Origin of the sequence: Pseudomonas sp. FYR_7 (assembly GCF_043106155.1) — a bacterium.
Classification (GTDB): domain Bacteria; phylum Pseudomonadota; class Gammaproteobacteria; order Pseudomonadales; family Pseudomonadaceae; genus Aquipseudomonas; species Aquipseudomonas parafulva_B.
In genome coordinates, this window is sequence record NZ_JBICMI010000026.1 from 1 (window position 1) to 25291 (window position 25291).

The following is a 25291-nucleotide window of genomic DNA, read 5'->3' on the forward strand; positions in this document are numbered from 1 at the left end:
CAGGCCGGGGTTTTCGTGAAGCAGGCGTGGTTTCAGCGTGCGTAGGTCATCAGCACGTCAGCAGCCGTCTGGCTATCCACACCCATCATCAGGCTCAAGGCCATGACGGTAAGGATGGAAAAGCCAAACACTTTGCGTGCCCACTTGCTGTCATCTTCGGCCTTGTAGCCACCCCATGCCATGTACAGCCAGTAAAGACCCATGGCAGCTGCCACGGCCATGTAGCCGAGGCCGGCGTAACCGCCCAGGGTGAGCATCAAGGTCGCAAGCACGAATGCCAGCACATACAGCACGATCTGTTTTTTCGCAGCCAGGATGCCGCGCGCCACCGGCAATACCGGAATGTTTGCGGCACTGTAGTCCTTGAAGCGGAAGATGGCGATGGCAAAGCTGTGCGGCATCTGCCAAAGGCTGAACATCACCAGCAGGGTCACAGCCGCCAGGTCGAAGTTATTGCTGACAGCGCAATAGCCAATGACAGGCGGCATGGCACCGGACAGGCTGCCGACCAAGGTGCCGTGCACCGATTTACGCTTGAGCCACAGGCTGTAGAAGCCCACATAGACCACGAAGCCGATCAGTGCGCAGTACGCGGACAAGGGGTTGGCCTGGACGTAGAGCAAGCTGAAACCCGCCACCCCAAGCAGGGTGGCATAGATCAGCGCGAGGGGCAGTGACATGCCACCCTGTACCATCACGCGGTTCTTGGTGCGCTCCATTTTCTGGTCGATGTCGCGGTCGATGCAGTTGTTGAATGCACAACCGGACGCCACCACCAGGGAAGTACCAACGACCACTGCCAGCAGCAGGGCGAAGTCCACATGGCCCTTCGCGGCAAGGAAGAAACCGCCTGCCACGGAAAGCACGTTACCGAAAATGATCCCCGGTTTGGTGATTTGGATAAAGTGCTTAACGGACATGCAGTCTTACCTCACTTGGCCAGCATTTCGGCGTGGATGCTGAACATGATCCACAGCGACAGGCCAACCAGCAGCGCGATCACCATGACGGTGAACAGGAACGTCGATACGTTGTTGCGTTGCCCTTTCGAGCGGTCCATGTGCAGGAAGTACACCAGGTGTACCACCACCTGGATCACGGCCATGGCCACAACGACCAGAACGGTCAGGTTCTTCGGCAGGCTTGGGAACATCACCAGGCCGAACGGGATCGCGGTCAGGATGATCGACAGGACGAAACCGATCATGTACGACTTGACGCTGCCGTGGCTGCCTTCGTGATGAGTGTCGTGTGCGTTAGCCATTACAGAACCCCCAGCAGGTAGACGACGGTGAATACGCAGATCCAGACCACGTCCAGGAAGTGCCAGAACAGGCTCAGGCAGCTCATGCGGGTCTTGGCGGTCGGCGTGATGCCGTGCTTGTTGATCTGGTACATCATGATTGCCATCCAGATCAGACCAGCCGTCACGTGCAGACCGTGGGTGCCCACCAGGGCGAAGAAGCCCGACAGGAAGCCACTGCGGTTCGGGCCGAAGCCTTCGCCGATCAGGTGATGGAACTCGTAGATTTCCATCGCGATGAAGCCTGCACCGAACAGGAAGGTCACAGCCAACCAGCCCAGGACGCCTGCCTTGTTACCGGCGAACATCTTCAGCATGGCGAAGCCGAAGGTGATCGAGGACAGCAGCAGGAACAGCGTTTCAACAGCTACGAAATCGAGCTGGAAGATGTCATGACCCGACGGGCCGCCGGCAAAACTGCCGGACAGCACCGCGTAGGTGGCGAAGAGCGACGCAAACAGGATGCAGTCGGTCATCAGGTACAGCCAGAAGCCCAGTACGGTCATCTGGCCCGAGTCGTGGTGGTGATCGTCGTGCCCATGGTCGTGACCATGAGCACCGTGCATTACTTGACTGGACATTGATTACACCCGCTCAAACGATTCGACACGTGCGCCGGCAGGCAGAGCACCTGCATTGGCCAACGCTTTCATGCGCTCGCCTTCGATGCGCGCCACTTCTTCGGCCGGAACCATGTAGCCCTGGTCGTCACGCGCAGCGTGGCGAACGAAGACAGCGATGGTTGCAACCAGGCTTGCGCCGACCAGCCACCAGATGTGCCAGATGAAAGCGAAGCCGAAGATGGTCAGGAACAGACCCATGAACAAACCGGTAGAGGTATTGCTCGGCATGTGGATCGCTTCGTACTTGCCCGGCACCTTGTAGGCAACACCGGCTTCCTTGGCTTCGTGCCAGGCATCCAGGCCAACCTTCTCAGGCATGTGGGCGAAGTTGTAGAACGGAGGTGGCGAGGAAGTCGACCATTCCAGGGTACGGCCGCCCCATGGGTCGCCGGTCACGTCCAGGTTCTGGTGACGATCGCGAACCGATACGAACAGCTGGATCAGCTGGCAGGCGATACCGAACAGGATCAGCACGGCACCAACCACGGCAACGTACAGGTAGGGTTCCCACAGTGGGTTGTCCGAGTGGTTCAGACGACGGGTCATACCCATGAAGCCCAGTGCGTACAGCGGCATGAACGCCACGTAGAAGCCCGAGATCCAGAACCAGAAGGCAGCCTTGCCCCACTTCTCGTTCAGGGTGAAACCGAAGGCTTTCGGGAACCAGTAGGCGAAGCCGGCGATATAGCCGAATACCGCACCACCGATGATCACGTTATGGAAGTGGGCGATCACGAACAGGCTGTTGTGCAGCACGAAGTCAGCACCCGGTACAGCCAGCAGAACGCCGGTCATGCCACCGATGGAGAAGGTGATCATGAAGCCCAGGGTCCAGAGGATCGGCGCGGTGAAGCGCAGACGGCCCTGGTAGATGGTGAACAGCCAGTTGAACAGCTTCACACCCGTCGGGATGGAGATCAGCATCGTCGCCAGGCCGAAGAAGGTGTTGACGCTGGCGCCGGCACCCATGGTGAAGAAGTGGTGCAGCCAAACCGCAAAGCCCAGAACAGCGATCGCACCCGATGCGTAGATCATCGCGTGGTGGCCGAACAGACGCTTGCCGGCGAAGGTGGAGGTGACTTCCGAGAACACGCCGAAGGCCGGCAGGATCAGGATGTAAACCTCAGGGTGACCCCACGCCCAGAACAGGTTGACGTACATCATCGGGTTCCCACCAAGCTCGTTGGTGAAGATATGGAAGTCCAGATAACGGTCAACGGTCAGCAGTGCCAGTGCAGCGGTCAGGATCGGGAACGAAGCCACGATCAGGACGTTTGCCCAGGTGCAGGTCCAGGTGAAGATAGGCATGTCCATCAGCTTCATGCCAGGTGCGCGCATCTTCATCACGGTGACGAGGAAGTTCACGCCTGTCAGTGTCGTACCCAATCCTGAGAGCTGTAGCGCCCAGATGTAGTAGTCGACACCCACGCCCGGACTGTACTGAATGCCCGCGAGCGGCGGATAGGCAACCCAACCGGTCTTGGCGAATTCACCAACGCCCAGCGAGATGTTCACCAGCAGCACGCCTGCCAGCAGCAGGTAGAAGCTCAGGGAGTTCAGGAACGGGAAGGCCACGTCACGTGCACCGATCTGCAGAGGAACCGCAAGGTTCATCAGGCCGGTGAAGAATGGCATCGCCATGAAGATGATCATGATCACACCGTGGGCGGTGAAGATCTGGTCATAGTGTTCAGGCGGCAGGTAGCCTTCGGAACCACCGGTGGCAACAGCCAGCTGGGTCCGCATCATGATGGCGTCGGCAAAGCCGCGCAGCAGCATGACCATCGCGACGATGATGTACATCACCCCGATTTTCTTGTGGTCGACGGTCGTCAACCACTCGGTCCACAAGTAGGACCACTTGCGGAAGTAGGTGATTGCACCAACGACAGCGATACCACCGAGCGCGATTATGGCGAGTGTCACCATGACTATCGGCTCGTGATAGGGTATCGCCTCCAGGCTTAATTTACCGAACATCTCTTACTCCTCTGCACCGGCAGCTGGTTGCATACTCGATTCCACACCCTTGGTAGTGGCCAGGTCTTTGCTGCCAGCTTCTTCGTGGCTCGAACGACCGCGGTTCATGCCTTCGTACTTGTCGACGATCAGCTGGAACTGGTCAGGCGAGGCCTCGCTATACAGCGTGACTGGGTTGTTTTCGCTTGGTTTGGCCAAGGCTTCGTATTCGGCCTTGTCCAGCTTCTTCGGCGACTGCTTGACTTCGGCGACCCACTTCTCGAAGTCTTCCTGGGACGTGGCAGTAGCCTTGAATTTCATGCCGGTGAAGCCAGCACCGCTGTAGTTGGCGCTGATACCGTCAAACACGCCGTTTTCGTTGGCGATCAGGTGCAGCTTGGTGGTCATGCCCGCCATGGCATAGATCTGGCCACCCAGGCCCGGGATGAAGAACGAGTTCATCACGGCGTCGGAAGTGACGCGGAAGTTGACCGGGGTATTGGCCGGGAAGACGATCTTGTTGACCGTGGCGATACCTTGTTCCGGGTAGATGAACAGCCACTTCCAGTCTAGCGCGACGACGTCGATCTGCACGGGCTTCACGTCGGAATCCAGAGGACGGTACGGGTCGAGCTTGTGGGTGGACTTGTAGGTCACGTAACCCAGCACGATGATGATCAGGATCGGGATGATCCACACCGCAGCCTCGATCTTGGTCGAGTGCGACCAGTCCGGGGTGTAGGTGGCTGCCTTGTTGGAAGCGCGATACTTCCAGGCGAACACCACGGTCATGATGATGACTGGCACGACGACCAGCAGCATCAGGCCGATTGCGATCAGGATCAGGTTCTTTTGCTCAATGCCGACCTGTCCCTTCGGGTCGAGCAGGGTCCAGTTGCACCCACTGAGTAAAAGCATGCCTAAAAAGGGCAATATGCCAAACAGTCTGGGGTAACGCTTTTTACTCATCTCACGACCTCTAGATCAGCTTGCTTCAATGCAATTGGTGTTTGATAGCCAACACTTCGTCCAACCAAGTGAGGCATTGCGCGCCCGTACCCGCTCCTGCCTGGGCCCGACTGCAGGACCTTGGCTTCAAGCGAGTTAGCGGTGCTTTTGGTTTCGTAGGCAAAGGCCTGTATAGCAGACCAATTCCATTTGGTGCGGAAAACGCGGAGGGGGGTCCGCCCGGTATCGCCGTTGGGCGAAACTTGACGAAGTCAGCAAAAAGGAGCGCTGGGGCTTCCTTCAATCCTGCGACTTGCAAGCAGTGCCGAACGGAAATTGGGGGCGATTGTAGATAGGTCGCCAACCCTTGACTATGACTTATTGAGCAACAGTCCTTTACAGGATCTGTAACAATAGCGCCGAAAAATTCAACTTCGCGACACTTTGTCGCACCCCTGGCTATAGCCCTGCAACCCGCATCCAGCAAGGCCTACAGCTTGATCTGGATCAACTTGCCAGGGGTTTTCGTACCTCGATGAAGCCCGCGAAAACCTTGTCGTATTCAGGGACTTTTGTCTAAGGACGGCGACGGTTGCGGTAGATGCCAAGTGGCACCAGCAACGCCGTCAGGACGAAGGCGATCAATGCCCATTGCGCCAGTGAAAGGCCCAGCACCGGTGGGTAAGGCGTGCTGCAGAAACCATCCACCTGAAACGCCAGCGGCCAGACCTTGGCCAAGGGCAAGTCATCGACGATGGGCTGCAAGGTATCGATGCCACAACTGACCATGGGGTTGGCGAGTATATACACATGGTTGCCGGCTGCAATGATTCCGCCAATGGCGCTGACCACGACCAGTGCCTCGAAGAAGGTCAGGCTGCGTCGCCCGGGCATGGCTGCAGCCAGGAATGCGAAGACGGCGATGAACAGGAGCGCATAGCGCTGAAGAATGCACAACGGGCATGGCGCCTCGCCCAGCACCACCTGCATGTAGAGAGCGCCACCGATCAGCGAAACGCAGATCAGGCCCAACAGTACCAGAAAGCGCCGTTCCCGATTCAGGCGCGATGTTTGATCATTCATTGCCGGTTCCTTGGATGGATAGTCGCAGCGTAGTCCGCCAGCTTGGCGCAATTCTACACAGACGCCGGTGGCCTGGGCGCCCCGCCTTTCATGGATAGATACTCCTGGCGACAATGGGGTGTGGCTCAGACCGGGCGTTGGCAGAACGGTTCAACGAGGGGGCAGCAAAAATTGAAGCGGCCGGACAGGCCGCCGTTGCCGCCTGCTTATCGTTCAGCAGGAGTGAATGGCAGCTGGGTTAATGCAGGATTAACGCATCAGGCAAGCATCGCCCTGGCGGATTTCCCCAACACAGCAAGGGGCTGCTATGCAGCCCCTGACGGCCGACCTTCGGCGTGGCCGTTACGCTTCTTTATATATAGTCACTAGGCACTAAGGCCCTTACACCAACGCCGCGGCCGGCCCGAAGAACTCGTAGCGGGTCTGCCGCTCGGGTACGCCCAGGGCCAGAAGCTGACGTTTGACCGCGGCCATGAAGGGCTTCGGCCCGAGGAAGTAGACGTCCACGTCGCGTTCACGAGGGAGCCACTCGCCCAGCAGATGCTGGTCCAGCAAGCCCACGGCATTGGCGTGGGCTGCATCATCCGCTTCGGCGTAGCAGTAGAAACGCCTGAGTTGCGGGTGCTGAGCTGCCTGGGTGTCGAGCCACTCGCGAAACGCATGCACCTGCCCGTTGCGCGCGCAGTGAATGAAGTGCACCGGCCGCCCGGTCGGCAAGGCCGCTTCTAGCATGGCCAGGGTAGGCGTGATGCCCACGCCCCCGCTGATTAGCACCAACGGTTTATCACTGGCGGCCAGTGTGAAATCACCGGCTGGTGGGAACAATTGGAGGGTGTCACCTACCATCAGTTGGTCATGCAGGTAGTTGGAGACCGTGCCACCCGATTCGCGTTTGACGCTGATCCGATATTCACCACCGTCGCACAACGCGGAAAGCGAATAGTTGCGACGATGCTCTACACCATCGATCATCAGCCTCAGCCCGATGTACTGCCCAGGTTCGGCCTTGAGCACCGGCTTGCCGTCCACTGGGGTGAAGTAGAAAGAGACGATTTCGCGGCTTTCCACCACTCGCCGCGCCAGTCGGAACTCGCGGGTCCCTCGCCATCCGCCGTCGGCCTCTTCTTTTTGCTTGTATAGGCTTTCTTCAGCATTGATGAGAATGTCTGCCAACTGGCCATAGGCTGCGCCCCAGGCGTCGATCACCTCGGTCGTGGCAATGTCCTTGCCCAATACTTCTTCGATGGCCCGCAACAAGCAGCGGCCAACGATCGGGTAATGCTCGGGCAGGATCTGCAACGCCACATGCTTGTTGATGATCTGGCCCACCAGACCGCCCAACTGTTCGAGCTGGTCGATGTGACGGGCATACATCAGCACGCCATTGGCCAAGGCACGCGGCTGGTCACCGCTGGCCTGGTGCGCCTGGTTGAACAGTGGACGTACCTCGGGGTACTCGCTGAGCATCATTTGGTAGAAATGAGTGGTCAGTGTCTCGCCGCCGGTTTCCAGCAATGGAACGGTGGCCTTGATGATCGCACGTTGTTCGGCATTGAGCATTGCAGCAACTCCTGAGCCATGGGCTTCGAATGATGTCTGGGTCATTTCACCATTCGTGCCAAGTCCAGGGCCCTGCAAATTCGGGGGCTTCAAGCCCTAGCATGTCGAAATGACACAGGATGGCTTATAGTCAATTAGACACACAGGAGTCCCTATGACTACCAAGCCATTGCTTACCGCCTTGCTGCCACTGGTCAGCGACCTGTCCCGCGACCTGCCCGATCAGGAGCGCTATCGCCGTTTACTGCAAGCCATGCGCAGTCTGCTGCCCTGTGACGCTGCCGCCTTGCTCCGGCTCGATGGCCAATGGCTAGTGCCCTTGGCCGTGGACGGCCTGAGCCCAGATACCGTTGGCCGTCGCTTCAAGGTCAGTGAGCACCCACGTTTTCAGATTCTGTTGAGCAGCCCCTCCCCTACCCGCTTTGCCAGCGACTCCGAGCTGCCGGACCCCTACGATGGCCTGGTCAATACGCCGGACGTGGACCTTGAGGTTCACGACTGCATGGGTTGCCCCTTGATGGTCGATGAGCGCCCGTGGGGGCTGGTCACCCTCGATGCCCTGACGCCCGGCCAGTTTCAGAGCCTGGAGCTCGACGCCTTGCAAGCCTTTGCCAGCCTGGCCGCTGCCACCGTGACCGTGGCCGAGCGGATCGAACGCCTGGCCCTGCGCGCAGAAAACGAGCATCAGCGAGCAGAGGTGTATCGCCAGGCCAGTGGTCAGGACCGAGAGCTGATCGGCCAGAGCCCGGCCCACAAGCGCATGCTGGAGGAAATCCGATTGGTGGGCAGCAGCGACCTCACCGTGCTGATCACCGGCGAGACCGGGGTGGGCAAAGAGTTGGTAGCCCAAGCCCTGCACCAGGCGAGCAGCCGCGCCCACAAGCCGTTGATCAGCCTGAACTGCGCAGCGCTGCCCGACACGCTGGTGGAAAGCGAGCTGTTCGGCCACGTGCGCGGAGCCTTCACCGGCGCCCATGCAGAGCGCCGAGGCAAGTTCGAACTGGCCAATGGGGGCACGCTGTTTCTCGACGAGGTCGGCGAGTTGCCGCTAGCCGTACAAGCCAAGCTGCTGCGCGTGTTGCAAAGCGGGCAGTTGCAGCGGCTGGGCTCGGACCGCGAACACCACGTCGACGTGCGCCTGATCGCCGCCACCAACCGCGATCTGGCCGCCGAGGTGCGCAGCGGGCGATTGCGTGCCGATTTCTACCACCGCCTGAGCGTATATCCCCTGCATGTCCCCCCTCTGCGGGAACGAGCACGCGACGTGCTACTTCTGGCGGGCTACTTCCTCGAACAGAATCGCTCACGCCTGGGCTTGAGCAGCCTACGTCTGGACGCGGACACCCAGGCTGCACTTCTGTCCTACGACTGGCCGGGCAACGTGCGTGAACTGGAGCATCTGATCGGCCGCTCGGCGCTCAAGGCGTTGGGCCGACAAACGGTACGTCCCAGGATTTTGTCCTTGACCGCTGCCGACCTGGATCTTCAGCCACTTGCTTCGCTGCCTGCACAGCTCGCCCCCGCCCATGAAACGGCGGTGCCGGAACTGGGTGCTGGAGGCCTGCGCCAAGCGCTGGACACCTACCAACGCCAGTTGATTCAGGCCTGCCTGGATCAACATCAGGGCAACTGGGCAGCCACCGCAAGAGTGCTCGAACTCGACCGCGCGAACCTCAGCCGCTTGGCCCGGCGGCTGGGCATTCGCTAGGGATGCCTCACAAAAGGATTAACCCAGAAAGCCTCTGGTTGGTCTGAACACGGCTGCTATATCTCCTAAACGCCCACGCCTCGACTGACCGGTCGAGGCTGCCGCATCGCGTTCCAGAGGACCTGGTGCAGCAATGCCGGCCGCATTCTGGCCGGGGGGGATCAGTCGACCAGCAGGGAGCACTTCATGGAAAACATCGTCGTCGCCGATAAGCAGTCCGCCGTCGCCACCCAGAATGCCTGGGGCAATATCACTCTCAATGGCCCAGGCGTCGTGCAGATGCCCGTCGCGCCCGACCAGGTCGCCACCGTCACGCAACGCGGGCAGGATTTGATCGTCACGCTCAAGTCCGGCGAAAAGGTCACCATCGGTAATTTCTTCGCGGTGAACCAGGCAGGCGTCGGCAGCGACATGGTGTTCGTCGGCGAAGACGGCACCCTCTGGCAAGCCGAATACAATGCTCAGGCTTTCACCGGCTTCACCTTCAACGAAGTGGCTTCTCTGGACGAACTGGTTGCAGGCATCGGTACGGCGGGCGACGCGATGCCGACGTGGGCCATCGCAGGCTTGGGATTGCTCGGCGTGGGCGGCGGCGCGGCGGCGGTGGGCGGCGGTAGTGGCGGCGGCGGCGGTGGCGGTGGCGGTGGCGGTGCAGTACCTGACACCACGGCACCGGCAACCCCCATCGACCTGCTGGTTTCCCCGGATGGCCTGCGCCTGTCGGGGCGCGGTGAAGCGGGTGCGATCGTGAACATTCGTGATGCCGCTGGCAACCTGCTCGGTACCGGTACGGTCGGGGCCGATGGCAGCTTCGATATAGCGCTCAACGCCCCCCAGATCAACAACGAAAACCTGCAGGTGACCTTGACCGATGCAGCCGGCAATGTGTCTGCACCGGGCACCGTGACCGCGCCGGATGCGACCGCTCCGCTGGCGCCGACCGAACTTGCCATCGACGCTCAGGGTACAACGCTCACAGGCCGCGCCGAGCCCGGTTCCACGGTGTCGGTCAGAGGGGCTGACGGCGTGCTGCTGGGCTCGGCCACGGCTGGGGCGGACGGCTTGTTCAGCATTACCCTGCAACCGGCACAGACAGCGGGCCAGGCGTTGCAGGTCACGGCCGAGGATGCAGCGGGCAACACGTCCGCCGCAGCTGGTATTGTGGCTCCAGTGGTCGATGGCACCGACACCACCGCTCCTGATGCGCCCGTGGCGCTCGTTGTCTCCGCTGATGGCACGCGCCTGTCGGGCCGCGGCGAACCCGGCACCACGGTCAACGTTCGCGACCCTGCCGGCAATGTGATCGGCAGCGGCGTGGTGGGGGCCAATGGAGCCTTCGAGGTGGTGCTCACACCGGCGCAGCTTGATAGCCAGAACCTGCAAGTCACCCTGACCGACGCCGCTGGCAACGTCTCTGCACCGGGTGCCGTCGTTGCGCCAGACCTCACGGCGCCGCTCGCACCGACCAACCTGGCCGTCGATGCCCAAGGGGCCATCCTGACCGGGCGGGCCGAACCTGGGTCTACCGTTTCGGTACGCGGCCCTGGCGGTGCGTTGCTGGGCACCGCCATCGCGGGCGCCGACGGCCTGTTCAGCATCACGCTGCAACCCCCGCAGACCACTGGCCAGGCCCTGGCGGTGAGCGCTACCGACGCAGCAGGCAATACGTCGCCGGCAGCCAACATCACCGCGCCCTTGGTCGATAGCGGTGACACCACACCGCCGGATGCACCTGTGGACCTAGTGGTCGGCCTAGCCGGCACACAGTTGAGCGGCCGCGGCGAAGCCGGCACCACCGTGCAAGTGCGCGACGCGGCAGGCAACCTGCTCGCCACAGGCACCGTTGGTGCCGATGGCACCTTCACCGTCAGCCTGGACCCCGCCGTCAAGGACGGCAGCAGCCTCCAAGTCACCCTGACCGACGCGGCAGGCAACACTTCGCCAGCCGCCAGCGTGGCGTCGCCAGACCTCGTGGGGCCTGCGCAACCCACCGACCTGGCCCTGGCCGATGGCGTCACCTTCACTGGGCGCGGTGAGCCAGGCGCTACCGTGCAAGTGCGCGATGCCGCCGGCACCGTGATCGGCACAGGCACCGTGGGCGCAGACGGCGCCTTCAGCATCACTCTCTCCCCTGCCCAGGCCAACGGCCAGGCACTGGACGTACGCCTGGTCGATGGGGCAGGCAATACCTCGGCGCCCTTGCAGTTCGACGCCCCTGACATCACTCCGCCAGAAGCGGTCACCAATGTACTGGTCGGCCCTGGCGGTACCGTCATCGGTGGCCGAGGCGAGCCAGGTGCAACGGTGGAGGTGCGCGATGCGAGCGGGACCCTGCTGGGCAGCGCGGTGGTCACTGCCAACGGCACCTTCCTGGTCAACCTCGACCCCGCCGTGCAACCCGGCGAGCAACTGAGCCTGGTGCAGACAGACCCTAGCGGCAACGCCTCGCCCGCCGTCGACTACGAAGTGCCCCTGACCCCAGCCCTGGAAAGCCCAGCCAACCTGGCGGTAAACGCCGACGGCACCGTGCTTACCGGTACTGCCCCGGCAGGCTCGCGCGTCGAAGTGCGCGATGCCAGCGGTGCGTTGGTCGGCAGCGTCATCGCCAATGCCGACGGCAGCTTCAGCATCGACCTGAACCCGGCTCAAGCCAATGGCGAACTGCTGAATGTGGTGGCCATCGCCGACGATGTGTCGTCACTGCCCGCCCAGGTCACCGCCCCCGATATTACGGCCCCCGCCGCTCCCGCAGAGCTGGCAGTGAGCGCCGACGGCACCGTGGTCACGGGCCGCGCCGAGCCGGGCAGCACCGTGCGCATTCTGGCCGCTGACGGCACCGAGCTGGGCTCGGCGGTCGCCGGCGCCACCGGCGTGTTCAGCATTACCTTGAACCCTGCCCAAGTGGACGGCGAAGTGCTGCAAGCCACTGCCACCGATCCATCGGGCAATGCATCCCAGGCCAGTTCGGTCACCGCGCCGGACATTGACGGCGGCGGCGATACGACGCCGCCTGAAGCGGCTTCCAACCTGGTAGTGGGTGTGGCGGGTACCCAGTTGAGTGGTCGCGGTGAAGCCGGAGCCACGGTCCAAGTGCGCAATGCGGCCGGTGACCTGATTGCAACCGGTACCGTGGCCGCCGATGGCACCTTTACTGTCAACCTGGACCCCGCCGTCAAGGACGGTAGCGACCTGCAGGTCACGCTCACCGATGCCGCTGGCAATGTGTCCGAGGCCGCGACCGTTACTTCCCCTGACTTGATCGCCCCGGTACAGCCAACCGAACTGGCGTTGGCTGGCGGCGTGACCCTGACTGGCCGCGGTGAAGCAGGTGCGACCGTGCAGGTCCGTACCGCAGCCGGTACCCTGATCGGCTCGGCAATTGTTGGCGACGACGGCCGGTTCACAGTCACCCTCTCTCCTGCCCAGGCCAACGGCCAGGCATTGGACGTACGCCTGGTCGATGCAGCGGGTAACACGTCTGAGCCGTTGCAGTTCAACGCCCCGGACATCACGCCACCCGAAGGCGTGACCAACCTTCTGGTCGGCCCAGGGGGTACCGCACTCAGTGGCCGTGGCGAAGCCGGTGCCACGGTTGAAGTGCGTGACATCGATGGCAACCTGCTGGGTCGCGGCGTGGTTACCGCCAACGGCACTTTCCTGGTCAATCTCGACCCTGCCGCGCAGCCCGGTGAGCAACTGAGCCTGATCCAGGTGGACCCCAGCGGCAATGCTTCGATCGCCGTGACATTCGCGGTGCCAGCGACCAATCCGCCCGCCAGCCCTGCTGAACTGGCACTGTCAGAAGACGGTACCGCCCTGACCGGTACCGCCCCGGCAGGTACTCGGGTAGAAGTGCGCGGCGCGGACGGTGCGTTGCTGGGCAGCGCAGTCGCAGGCCCTGACGGCAGCTTCTCGGTCGAATTGACACCCGCGCAGGCCAACGGCGAACTGCTCGATGTGGTCGCGATCGACGGTGCAGGGCTTTCTTCCCTGCCCACCCAGATCATCGCCCCGGACATCACTGCGCCTGCAACGCCAAGCGAACTGGCCGTCAATGCCGACGGCACGGTGCTCAGCGGACGTGGCGAGCCAGGCAGCACTGTGCGCGTGCTGGCAGCCGATGGCACCACGGTGTTGGGCAGTGCAGTGGTCGGCGCCACCGGCAGCTTCAGCATCACGCTGAACCCGCCGCAGGTCGACGGCGAGGTCTTGCAGGTCACGGCCACCGACGCGGCGGGCAACACCTCTGCTGGGGGCAATGTCACAGCGCCCGACATCGACGCCGTGGACAACACGCCGCCTGCACCTGCCACGGGCCTGGCCATCAACCTTGCCGGCGCGCAACTGAATGGGCGCGGCGAGGCTGGCGCCACCGTGCAGGTACGCGATGGACAAGGCAACCTGTTGGCCAGCGGCACCGTCAATGCCGACGGTACCTTCCAGGTCACGCTGGACCCTGCGATCAAGGACGGCAGCACCCTGCAAGTCGTGCTCACCGATGCCACCGGCAACGCCTCCACCCCAGCCACCGTGGTCAGCCCCGACCTGCTGGCGCCTGCCCAACCAACCGCGCTTGCCCTTGAAGGCGGCGTCACGCTGACCGGTCGCGGCGAGCCTGGCGCAACGGTGCAGGTACGCACCGCGGATGGGGCCGTGATCGGCACCGGCCTGGTCGATGCAAACGGCAACTTCAGTATCACCCTGGCACCCGCGCAGGCCAACGGCGAAGCACTCGATGTACGCCTGGTAGATGCCGCTGGCAACACCTCGACCCCGCTGCAGTTCGAAGCGCCGGACATCACGCCGCCGGCTTCGGTAAGCAACGTGGTGGTGGGTAACGCCGGCCTGACCGTGGCCGGTCGAGGCGAAGCGGGCGCGCGCGTAGAAGTGCGCGATGCGAACGGTAGCGTAATCGGCAGCGGCATCGTGAGTGGCAACGGGACCTTCCTGCTCGAACTCAACCCACCTGCCCAGCCCGGCGCACGCCTGAGCCTCGTGCAGACCGACCCAAGCGGCAATGGGTCCGAACCGCTGCTGTTCGACGTTCCTCTGGTTCCGGCCCCGGCCAGCCCGAGCGATCTGGTGGTGGCCGAGGACGGCACCAGCATCAGCGGCACGGCCCCGGCAGGCAGCCAGGTGCAGGTACGCGATGCCGATGGCAACGTAGTCGGCAGTGTGGTGGTAGGCGCCGGTGGCACATTCACCGTCGTGCTCAACCCGGCTCAGGCGAACGGCGAATTGCTCGACGTGGTGGCCATCGATGGCGCCGCAAATGCCTCCCTGCCTGTGCAGGTGACGGCGCCGGACATCACGCCACCGGCCATCCCCGGCGAGCTGCAAGTCAATGGCGACGGCAGCATCGTCACGGGGCGCGCCGAAGCTGGCAGTACCGTGCGCGTGCTGGCCGCTGATGGGGTCACTGTGCTGGGTTCGGCCGTAGTGGGTGCGACCGGTGTCTTCAGCATCACCCTGAATCCGCCACAAGTGGCCGGCGAGCAGCTGCAGGTCAATGCTACCGACGCCGCCGGCAATGCCTCATTGCCGGGCTCGGTCACTGCGCCTGTGATCGACAACGGCGGCGACACCACGCCGCCGCAACCTGCCACCGACCTGGTGATCAGCGCCAATGGCGCCACTGTTTCCGGGCGCGGCGAAGCCGGCACCACTGTCCAAGTGCGCAACGACCAGGGCCAACTGCTGGCATCCGGCACAGTACAAGCCGACGGCAGCTTCGTGGTGCAGTTGCAGACGCCGGTGATCGACGGCTCGGCGCTCCAGGTCACCCTCACCGATGCAGCGGGCAACGTCTCCGTGCCAAGCTCGCTGGCCGCGCCTGACCAGGTGGCGCCGTTGCAACCGGCCAACCTGGCGCTGGAAAACGGCGTGACCTTGAGCGGTACGGCCGAGGCCGGCGCGCGCGTTGAAGTGCGCGACGCCGCCGGCACCCTGATCGGCAGCGCCATCGCCCAGCCCGGCGGCACCTTTACCCTCACACTCGACCCGCCCCAGGCCAACGGTCAGGCCATGTCCGTGACCGTCACCGACGCCGCAGGCAACAGCTCGGTGCCGCTAGGCTATGTCGCCCCCGACATCACGCCGCCGGTACCGGTCAGCAACGTGCAGGCAGGTGCGGGAAGCCTCGCAGTTGCAGGCAGGGGCGAACCGGGCGCCACCGTGCAGGTGCGCAATGACGAGGGCCTAGTCATCGGCACGGGCACCGTCGCGGCCAACGGCACCTTCGTCGTCAACCTCGATGCGCCGTTGGTGACCGGCCAGGCCATCACGCTGGTGCAGACCGATGCAGCCGGCAATGCCTCCACGGCGATAGACGTCACCGTCTCGCAAGCCCCCGTACCGGCTAGCCCGACCGACATCGTGGTGGCTGGCGACGGCACCTCGGTCAGCGGCACAGCCCCTGGCAACAGCCAGGTGGAAGTGCGCGATACGCAGGGCAATGTCATCGGCACCGTTCAGGCCAACCCTGACGGCAGCTTCACCGTGGGCCTCACACCGGCCCAGGCCAACGGTGAAACCCTGGATGTGGTCGCCATCGATGGCGACGGCACCCCTTCGTTGCCCGTGCAAATCGTCGCTCCCGACATCACGGCCCCCAATGAACCTACCGATCTGCAGTTGAGCACCAACGGCAGCGTATTGACCGGACGTGGCGAGGCAGGGGCCACGGTGCAGGTCACCGATGCCGATGGCAACGTGCTCGGCACGGCTCAGATCGGTGCCAACGGCGTCATCAGCGTGCAACTGACGCCGCCGCAGACCGATGGTCAGACCCTGGAAGTCACCGTGCGCGATGGCGCAGGCAATACCTCGAGCGCCACCGTCACGGCGCCCGATCTGGACGGCCCGTTGCAGCCTTCCGCGTTGGCTATCGACACCGCGGGTATCCATCTGACCGGTGTAGGTCAGGTCGGCTCGATCATCACCGTACGCGACGCAGGCGGCGCTGTGCTGGGCAGCGCAACCGTGGGCGCCGACGGACGCTTCGACGTCACCCTGTCCGCTGCCCAGCGCAACGGCGAAAACTTGAGCGTGGAAGCCACCGACAACCTGGGCAACAGCGCAGGCCCGGTACCCTTCACTGCGCCGGATACCACGCCACCCCAACTGGTCGCCGACGCCGTCATCAACGGCGCAGGCAGCGTGGTGAGCGGCACTGGCGAAGCCGGCGCCACGGTGACCGTGCGCGGCCCGAACGGCGCCGTGTTGGGCTTTGCCCAAGTAGGCGACAACGGCGCATTCTCGGTCACGCTCGACCCCGCGCAGACCAATGGCCAGGTGCTGAGCGTCGAACAGCGCGATGCCGCCGGCAACCTGTCCCAGGCCGTCGACCTGACTGCACCAGACAATGAACCGCCGGCCATCCCCGGCACCCTGCTGGTGTCCGCTGATGGCACCGTCGTCACGGGCACGGGCGAGCCCGGCGCACAAGTCACGGTGACCGGCGTCGCCGGCATCGTGCTGGGCACTGCCGAGGTCCAAGCCGACGGCAACTTCAGCGTTACCCTGGTACCGGCGCAACTCGGTGGCCAGGCGCTATCAATCACCCAAACCGACCCTGCCGGCAACGCCTCCGTTCCTGGCACCTTGACGGCGCCTGACCTCGAACCGCCTGTGGCGGCTGTTGGCCTCACGCTCAATGGCGCAGGGAATGTACTGAGCGGCCGAGGTGAGGCCGGGACCACTGTCGAGGTCCGCGATGTCGCCGGCAATGTGCTGGGCAGCGTCGAAGTAGGGGTCGATGGCAACTTCGAAGTCCCTCTCACCCCTGCACAAACCAATGGTGAAGTGCTGTCGGTAATCCTCATCGACGCACAGGGCAACCTGTCACCTCCAACCACGCTCACGGCTGACGACAGCACTCCACCGTCAACCGCCACGGGTCTGGTCATCACCCCGGGCGGCACTGCCATCCAGGGCGTTGGCGAACCTGGCGCCACGGCAGAAGTACGTGCCGCTGACGGCACCGTGCTGGGCAGCGTCGTGGTGCCTGAGGGCGGCAATTTCATCGTCCCCGTGTCACCTGCGCAGCTCGATGGGCAAGTGCTGGACGTCGTGCTGATCGACGGTGCCGGCAACGTTTCGTTGCCCGGTCAGGTCACCGCGCCGGACATCACCCCACCTGCGCAACCCACTGGCGTTGTGGTCAGCGAATACGGCACCACCTTCACCGGCAACGCACCTGGCGCCCAGACCGTCACGGTACGCGACAGTGCCGGGGGCCAAGTCACTGTCCCAGTAGACGCCGACGGCGGCTTCAGCGTGACGCTGCCCACCCCGCAGAACAATGGAGAGACGGTCACCGTCGTGGTCACCGACCCGACTGGCAATGCGTCGGCGCCAATCAGCGTGACAGCACCGGACAACACCGATCCGCTGCCAGCTACCGATGTCAGCGTGAGCCCCGATGGCACCACGGTCGGCGGCACGGCCGAACCTGGCAGCACGGTGGTCATCCGCAATCCTGATGGCTCCGAGCGCGGCAGTGAAACGGCAGGCCCGGACGGCACCTTCGTGATCCCGGTCGACCCGCCCCTGAGCACGGGCGAAACGGTCGACGTGGTCGTGATCGACCCGGCCGGCAACGCCTCCACCGAAGTACAGCTGCAAGGCCCGACCGGCAACGAAGTCGCGGCCCCAAGCAACCTGGCGATCAGCGACGACGGCTTCCTGCTGACCGGCCAGGGCACCGTCGGTACCTTGATTACCGTGACATCCGCCGGTACCACGTTGGGCACGGCGACGGTTGGCACCGATGGCATCTTCCGCGTGTTCTTCCTCAATGCCCAGCTCAATGCGCAGAAATTGCAGGTCACCGCGCGAGCGACGGCAGGCGGTCAGCCCTCGGTGCCAGCCACCGTGGTCGCCGAAGACACCACGCCACCGGATGCACCGACAAACGTGGCCATCGACCGGATCGGCAGCACCTTGACCGGCCAGGGCGAAGTGGGCGCCACCGTGCGCGTCAGCGATAGCCTGGGCAACTTCCTGGGCAGCGCGACCGTGGGCAGCAATGGCCTGTTCACGATCAACTTCGTTCCGCCAGTGGCCAATGCCCAGAACCTGATCGTGACCCAGGCGGACGCGGCCGGTAACGTGTCATTGGCCGCGACCTTGCAAGCCCCCGATCTGCAGGCACCTCTGGCTGCCGACAACCTGAGCCTGAACAACGCGGCCACGGTCGTCAGCGGCCAGGGTGAGGCCGGGGCGCTGGTGACGATTCGCGATGCCAGCGGCGCGGTACTGGCCACCGGTACCGTCAACCAGAGTGGCCAGTTCCAGATCACCCTGCCCAGCGCCCAGACAACCGGTAGCGCGCTGCAGGTCACCCTCAGCGATGCAGCCGGCAACGTGTCGGCACCGGCCAGCCTGGCCACGCCAGATCGCACACCGCCGGCAGCCGTGAGCGACGCGCAGTTGAGCGGCGATGGCCGGCAGCTGTCCGGCAGCGGTGAACCCGGCGCTACCGTGCAGGTGCGCAACGCCTCCGGCGCCGTGCTGGGAACGGCGACTGTGGGTGTGGACGGCCGCTTTACCGTGGTGTTCGATACGCCCCAGGCCAATGGCCAAGCCATCGGCGTCACCCAGGTCGATGCCGCCGGCAACACCTCGGTTGCCGTCAACCTCACCACGCCAGACCTCACACCCCCGGCCGCCCTGACCAACGTGGTGCTGAACAACAACGGCCTGACCCTGACCGGCCTGGGCGAAGCAGGCGCCACCGTCAGCGTACGCGGGGTCGACGGCACCATCCTCGGTACAGGACTGGTCGCGGCCAATGGCAGCTTCACCCTGACCCTGGACAGCGCGCAGCTCAACGCGCAGCGCCTGAGCGTCACCCAGACCGATGCGGGCAACAACACATCGGTGGCGGTTGCCGTGACTGCGCCGGACTTTACGGCACCCGACGCGCCGATCGACCTGCTGCTCGCCCCTTCAGGCCTGCAAATGACCGGCAGCGCCGAAGCAGGCAGCACGGTGACCGTGCGCGACAGCGCCGGCAACGTGCTGGGCACGGCAGTCGCCGCTGCCAACGGCACCTTCCAGATCACCCTCAATGCTCCCCAGACCAACGGTCAGGCCTTGCAGGTGACCGCCACCGACGCTGCCGGCAATGTCTCGACCGCTGCGCCCTATACCGCAGCAGACACCACGCCGCCGCCCGCCGTCAGCAACCTGGCCGTGTCCGCCGACGGCGCGAGCCTGGTGGGCACCGGTGAGGCCGGCGCCACCGTGCGCGTCAGCGCAGCCGATGGCAGCCTGCTGGGCACAGCCGTGGTCGCAGCCGACGGTCGTTTCAATGTCAGCCTGAGCCCTGCGGCACTGGTGGGTGAAACCCTCAGCGTGGTGCAAGCCGATGCAGCGCAGAACGTATCGCCTGCCCAATCGATCAACGCCCCTGGGCCCTTGGCACCGGCAACCCCGGCAGACCTGGTCCTGGCAGCCGACGGGCTATCGGTATCGGGAACGGCAGCCAGCGGCACCACCGTCAACGTGTACGGCACCAATGGGCAACTCCTGGGCAGCAGCCCAGTGGCCAATGACGGCAGCTTCACGGTCAACCTTGGCAGCGCGCAGGCCAACGGCGAAGTGCTGCTGATCGCCGCCACTGGCACCGACGGCGCGGTTTCGCTACCTGCCACGCTGCAGGCGCCGGACACCACGGCGCCGCTGCCGCTGACCGGCCTGGTGCTGTCTGGCGATGGCCTGGTCGTGACCGGCCGCGGCGAACCGGGCGCTACCGTGACCATCACCGGCGAGGGTGGTATCGAACTCGGCACCGCCGTGGTCGATGCCGCTGGCAACTTCAGCGCCACGCTGGCGACGGCACAACTGGACGGCGAGCTGCTCAATGCCAGCCAGGCCGATGTGGCCGGTAACGAATCGAACAGCGTCAGCCTTACCGCGCCAGACCGCACCGCGCCAACACCTGCACAGAACCTGGCGTTCGCTGGCGGTGGCAGCCTGCTCAACGGTACAGGCGAGCCAGGCGTCACCGTGCGGGTGATCGCTGCCGACGGCAGTGTGCTGGGTACCGACACCGTGCGCGTCGATGGCACCTTCCAGGTCAACCTCACGGCGCCTCAGGCCAATGGGCAACAGGTTCAGGTGCTGCTGACCGACGCCGCCGGCAACCAATCGGGCGCCAGCGTCATCACCGCGCCTGACACCACGCCGCCCACCGCACCGGCGGAGCTGGCGGTCTCCAGCGACGGCGTCACCATTACGGGGCGCGGCGAAGCCGGCGCAGAAGTGACCGTCACCAACGCAGCGGGTGAGGACATCGGCAGCGCCATCGTCGATGCCAGCGGCAACTTCACGCTGACCCTCGACCCGCCGCTCACCAACGCCGAGGTGCTGAGCTTCACCCAGGCCGATGCGGCCGGTAATGTCTCGCCGATCGCCACCTTGCAAACGCCTGACTTCACCCCACCAGAGCCATTGACTCAGGTGGCAATCAACGCCGATGGCAGCGTGGTCACCGGCTTGGGTGAGCCGGGATCCACGGTAACCGTCAGGGATGCAGCGGGCGTGGCGCTGGGCACGGGCACAGTCTTGGCAGACGGCAGCTTCCGTGTGGACCTGTCGCCGGCTCAGATCGATAACCAAGTGCTATCCGTGCTGCAGGCCGACCCACCTGGCAACGTCAGCGAGGCGGTCACGGTGCAGGCGCCCGACCTGACGCCGCCAGCAGCGGCGACCGAGTTACGCCTCAATGCGGCAGGCGACACCCTAGGTGGCGTCGGCGAAGTGGGCGCCACCGTGCGGGTGTTCGTGGGCACGACGCAGATCGGCACGGGAGTGGTGAGCGCCGCAGGCACCTTCACCATCGCCCTGCAAACCCCGCAGCTCAATGGCGAGCGGTTGCAGGTGACCCTGACCGATGCTGCCCAGAACGTCTCGCCGGTCAGCACCCTGACTGCCCTGGACATCACGCCCCCTGAAGCGGTGGTGGCGACCATCAACAGCAGCGGCACCCAGGTGGTCGGCACAGCCGAAGTCGGGGCGCGCGTGACGGTGCTCAACAGCCAGGGCGACCTGGTCGGCCAAGTGGTCGTCGCCGCTGACGGCCGCTTCGTGGTGGCACTGACGCCGGCACAGATCAACGGTGAAGTGCTGACACTCATCGCCCAGGATGCCACCGGCAACCCATCGCCCGGCGTGGAACTGCAAGCACCTGACCTCACCCCACCGGTGCAGCCGGGTGACCTTGTGCTCAATGCCACCGGCCAGACCCTCACCGGTACGGCCGAAGCCGGCACCACCATCAGCGTGCGCGGGCCGGACGGTGTCGAAGTCGGCACCGCCCAGGTAGCGGCGGGCGGTGCCTTCACCGTCGCCCTGAACCCAGCCCAGAACAACGGCCAGCTTCTGACCGTGGTCTCCATCGACGCAGCAGGCAACGCGTCGATCCCGGCCACCTTGCTGGCCCGGGATACCTCGCCGCCCGGTGCCGTTACAGACCTGGCGGTGGACAACACCTTCACCGTGATCACAGGCCGTGGCGAGCCAGGCGCAACCGTCACCATCAGCAAAAACGGGACGGTGATCGGTACCGGTGAAGTCAGCGACGCCGGGACCTTCCAGATCGTCACCAGTCCGCCTGCCGGCTCAGTGGCGTCGCTGGTGGTCTACCAGACCGATGCGGCGGCCAATACGTCTGCCAGCATCACCTTCGTCACGCCGTTGGCACCTCCTCCGGTACCCCCTACCAACGTCGTGCTGGCCAGCGATGGCCTGACCTTGTCGGGCAATGCGCCTTCGGGAACGGGCATTCGGGTATACGATGCGGCGGGCAACCAGATCGGTGTCGGCGGCGCCACCTTGAACGGCACGTTCAGCCTGCAACTGACGGCCGCACAACTCAACGGGCAGCAACTGACCGTCACGGCCGTTGCCTTGGTTGGCGGCGAGTCGCAGCCAACCTTCGTGGTGGCGGCAGACATCACCCCGCCTGCAAACCCGGTCATCGCCGCGCTGTCGAGCAATGGCCTGGTACTGACCGGCACCGGCGAAGCGGGCGCGACAGTGACCGTGCGCAGCGCCGGCAATGCGGTGCTGGGCACCGGGCAGGTCAACGCCGCCGGCGAGTTCAGCATCAACCTGAACGCACCGCAGTTGAACGGCCAGGTGCTGACCGTCAGCCAGACCGACGCGGCGGGCAACGCCTCTGGCAACACCGCCTTCACCGCGCCTGACGTCCAACCACCTGCTGCGCCGACCAACGTGGTGGTCAACGGTGCGGGCACCGTACTGACCGGCAACGGTGAAGCAGGCGCTACCGTTACCGTGCAAGGCCCAGGAGGCCAGGTCGGTACCGGTGTGGTGCAGGCCAACGGCACCTTTACCATCGCCCTGAGCTCACCACAGAACGATGGGCAACTGCTGGTGGTACGCCAGACCGATGCCGCCGGTAACCTGTCCGGCAGCGCCAGCGTGCTCGCACCCGACACCACGCCGCCTGCCGCGCCGATTGCCACCATCAACCCCACCGGCACCGCCGTCAGCGGCTCGGGCCAGGTCGGCAGCACGGTGCAGGTGCGTAACAGCGCCGGCACCGTGCTGGGCACTGCCACGGTCGGCAGCAACGGGTTGTTCGTAGTCAGCCTGGCGGCTGCGCAGATCGACAACCAGGCGCTGTCGGTTACGCTCACGGACGCTGCAGGCAACGTTTCGACGCCCACCGCGTTGACGGCGCCGGACTTCACCCCGCCAGCGGTCGCCGGCAACCTGCAGGTCAATGCCGACGGTACCAGCCTGACCGGTACCGGCGAGCCCGGCGCCACCGTCACCGTGCGCAGCGCGACCGGCACGGTGCTGCAAACCGGTACCGTGCAGCCTAACGGCAGCTTCACCGTGACCTTGAACCCACCGCAGGACAATGGCCAGCTGCTGTCGGTGACCTTGAGCGACCCACGCGGCAACGTGTCGGGCAACGTCACCGTTACCGCGCCCGATGTGGACGCCAATGCACCGGTCATCGCCAGCGACAACCTGGCCACTGCCGTGGTCAACCTTGCGCCCGTCGTCAGCAGCCGCACCTACCAGGACTCGTTCAGCACCCTGCTGGCAGGCTTCAGCAAGACCTTTACCTGGACAGTGGGCGCAGGGACAACGGCGGACCCGACGCTGACGCTCAACACAGGCAGCGCCTTGGCCCTGTTGGACAACGCCACCTTCACCTTGCAGGTAAAAAATGCCAGTGGCGCCTGGGTGACGCTGGCCACCGGCAACAGCCAGGGCCTGCTCGACCTGGTATTGCTGCCGCTGGGCCAAGGCCTGCGCGTGGACATCGGCGAGCTGCGTGCCGGTGACTACCGGCTGACCGTGGGCAGCGGCGGCATCGGCCTGCTGACCACGGTCAACACCACGTTGCAGGTCGATACCACCAGCCTGACCCAGTTCACCGGTACAGGCGCTGCAACGTCCGGCAACGTGGTCACCGACGTGGGTATCGATGGCACTACCGATGCGCGGGGGCCGGACAGCGACGCGGTCCTGCAGGTGCTCAAAGGCGGGAGCTACGTGACCGCTGGCAGCGCCACCACGGTGCAGGGCCAGTACGGGACGCTGGTGATCAGGGGCGATGGCAGCTACACCTACACCCCCAACGGCAGCCCGAGCAGCGTCGGCAAGGTGGATGTATTCAGCTATCAACTGGTGCATCCGAACGGCAAGTCCGACACCGCCAACCTGTACGTGCGCATCGACAGCCCTCAAGCCACCGAGGTGTGGAGCAACACCAACTACGCAGCGCCAGCCACCGTGGTGGATGCGGTGAACGACGTCGACAACACCAACATCAGCCTGGTGAACCTGCAAACCAGCAGCACCACCACGTTCTCACCGCTGTCCTTGCCGGTGCTCGGTACCCGCTCGGCCACCTACACCACCACCGTGGCAGCCAACACCACTGCTGATGTACAGGTCGTGCTCAACTCCACCAACCTGCTGACCCTGCTCAACGGCACCACGCTCGAGCTGCTCAAGCTCAACCCGGCCACCGGGCAGTACGTGACGGTGCAGACCGTAGGTGGTGGCTCATTGGTGACCCTGCTGGGCGGCGGTGCGGGCTACACCTTCCAGAACCAGGGCGCCGGCACCTACCACATGCGGGTCACCGCAGGCGGCATTGGGCTGCTCAGCTCGCTGACCACCACGGTCAATGCCACGGCAACTCACCTCAACGAGTTCGTGGTGGGGAGCTATACGCCGGTTACCGGCAACCTGCTGACCGACGGCGCGGGCGCCGACAACCTGGGCTCGCCCCTGACAGTGCTGAGCGTGCTGACGGCGGCGAACACCTTCACCATCCCGGGCTACAACGGGGCCATCGTCCAGGGCAACTACGGTACCTTGGTGGTACAGGCCGACGGCAGCTACGCCTATACCCTCGACGCCGGTCTCAGTTCGTCGGTGATCGGGCAACGGGAAGTGTTCACCTACGAGCTGACCCACCCCAACGGCACCACCGACACCGCCACGCTCACCATCAACCTTGACCCAGTCACCGGCTTTGCCGCCACCGCTGCGATCATGGCGGACACCGGTGAAGAGGGCGCGGCGCTGGCCAGTGTCGCCGCAGTCGCTGCCAGCGAGGTGATCGCCGGCACCGATGGCGATGACACGCTGGTGGCCAGCACCGGTAGCGCGGTCGCGCTCGACGGGGGCGCGGGCAACGATACGCTGGTCATCAGCGACCAGGCCTTTGCCAGCATCAACGGAGCAAACGGGAGCGACACCCTGCTCTGGAATGGCGGCGATGCCAGCATCGACCTGGGCAACCTGGTCGGGCGGGTGCACGAGATCGAAACCATCGACCTCAACGACACCAGCGCAGTAACCCTGACATTGACCCTGGCCGATGTGGTGGCGGTCACCGACAGCGCCAACGACACGCTGATCATCAAGGGGGACGAAAGTGACTCGGTTCACATGACCGACACCTGGAGCAAGGTGGGGAACCAAACTGCCGACGGTATCGACTATAACCAATACACGGCCCAGGAGGATCCGAGTCACCACTTGTGGGTGCAAAGCGGTATCCATGTGGTCTGAGGCCGCTGCAAACCCGACGGGTACACCCCCGGC

Annotated in this window: 9 protein-coding genes; 2 read left to right on the forward strand and 7 right to left on the reverse strand. The window is 64.5% G+C overall.

All coding sequences use genetic code 11. From position 1 onward, the window contains the following. Positions 1-32: 32 nt before the first annotated feature. From cyoE to hmpA, 7 genes are all read right to left on the reverse strand, one after another. Positions 33-920 carry a heme o synthase gene (gene cyoE / locus ACF8R3_RS07225; RefSeq protein ID WP_058606016.1) on the reverse strand — a complete coding sequence of 296 codons (888 nt, stop codon included), beginning with the start codon at positions 918-920 and terminating at the stop codon, positions 33-35. 11 nt (positions 921-931) lie between these two features. After that, positions 932-1264: a cytochrome o ubiquinol oxidase subunit IV gene (cyoD, locus tag ACF8R3_RS07230; protein WP_058606015.1), complete on the reverse strand. Its 333-nt coding sequence runs from the start codon at positions 1262-1264 to the stop codon at positions 932-934. Continuing rightward, complete coding sequence (gene cyoC / locus ACF8R3_RS07235; RefSeq protein ID WP_058606014.1) at positions 1264-1884, reverse strand: cytochrome o ubiquinol oxidase subunit III; 621 nt, start codon at positions 1882-1884, stop codon at positions 1264-1266. The genes cyoD and cyoC overlap by 1 nt, the downstream gene beginning before the upstream one ends. A 3-nt stretch (positions 1885-1887) precedes the next feature. After that, on the reverse strand, positions 1888-3906 hold the full coding sequence (gene cyoB / locus ACF8R3_RS07240; protein ID WP_058639706.1) for a cytochrome o ubiquinol oxidase subunit I: 2019 nt from the start codon (positions 3904-3906) through the stop codon (positions 1888-1890). A 3-nt stretch (positions 3907-3909) separates the two neighbouring features. After that, the gene (gene cyoA, locus ACF8R3_RS07245; RefSeq protein ID WP_058606012.1) at positions 3910-4854 is read right to left on the reverse strand and encodes a ubiquinol oxidase subunit II; all 945 of its coding nucleotides are present in this window, start codon (positions 4852-4854) and stop codon (positions 3910-3912) included. Between the two features lie 555 nt (positions 4855-5409). Next, positions 5410-5916 carry a disulfide bond formation protein B gene (locus ACF8R3_RS07250; protein WP_023533466.1) on the reverse strand — a complete coding sequence of 169 codons (507 nt, stop codon included), beginning with the start codon at positions 5914-5916 and terminating at the stop codon, positions 5410-5412. Between the two features lie 381 nt (positions 5917-6297). Next, positions 6298-7476 (reverse strand): NO-inducible flavohemoprotein, encoded by a 1179-nt coding sequence (gene hmpA, locus ACF8R3_RS07255; protein ID WP_392515379.1) that lies wholly within the window; start codon positions 7474-7476, stop codon positions 6298-6300. Between the two features lie 154 nt (positions 7477-7630). Between hmpA and norR the strand changes: the two genes are divergently transcribed. Further along, entirely contained in the window at positions 7631-9184 is a 1554-nt protein-coding gene (norR, locus tag ACF8R3_RS07260; protein WP_058606010.1) for a nitric oxide reductase transcriptional regulator NorR, read from the forward strand. A gap of 186 nt (positions 9185-9370) precedes the next feature. Next, positions 9371-25258 (forward strand): BapA/Bap/LapF family large adhesin, encoded by a 15888-nt coding sequence (locus ACF8R3_RS07265; protein WP_392515350.1) that lies wholly within the window; start codon positions 9371-9373, stop codon positions 25256-25258. The last annotated feature ends 33 nt before the right edge of the window (positions 25259-25291 follow it).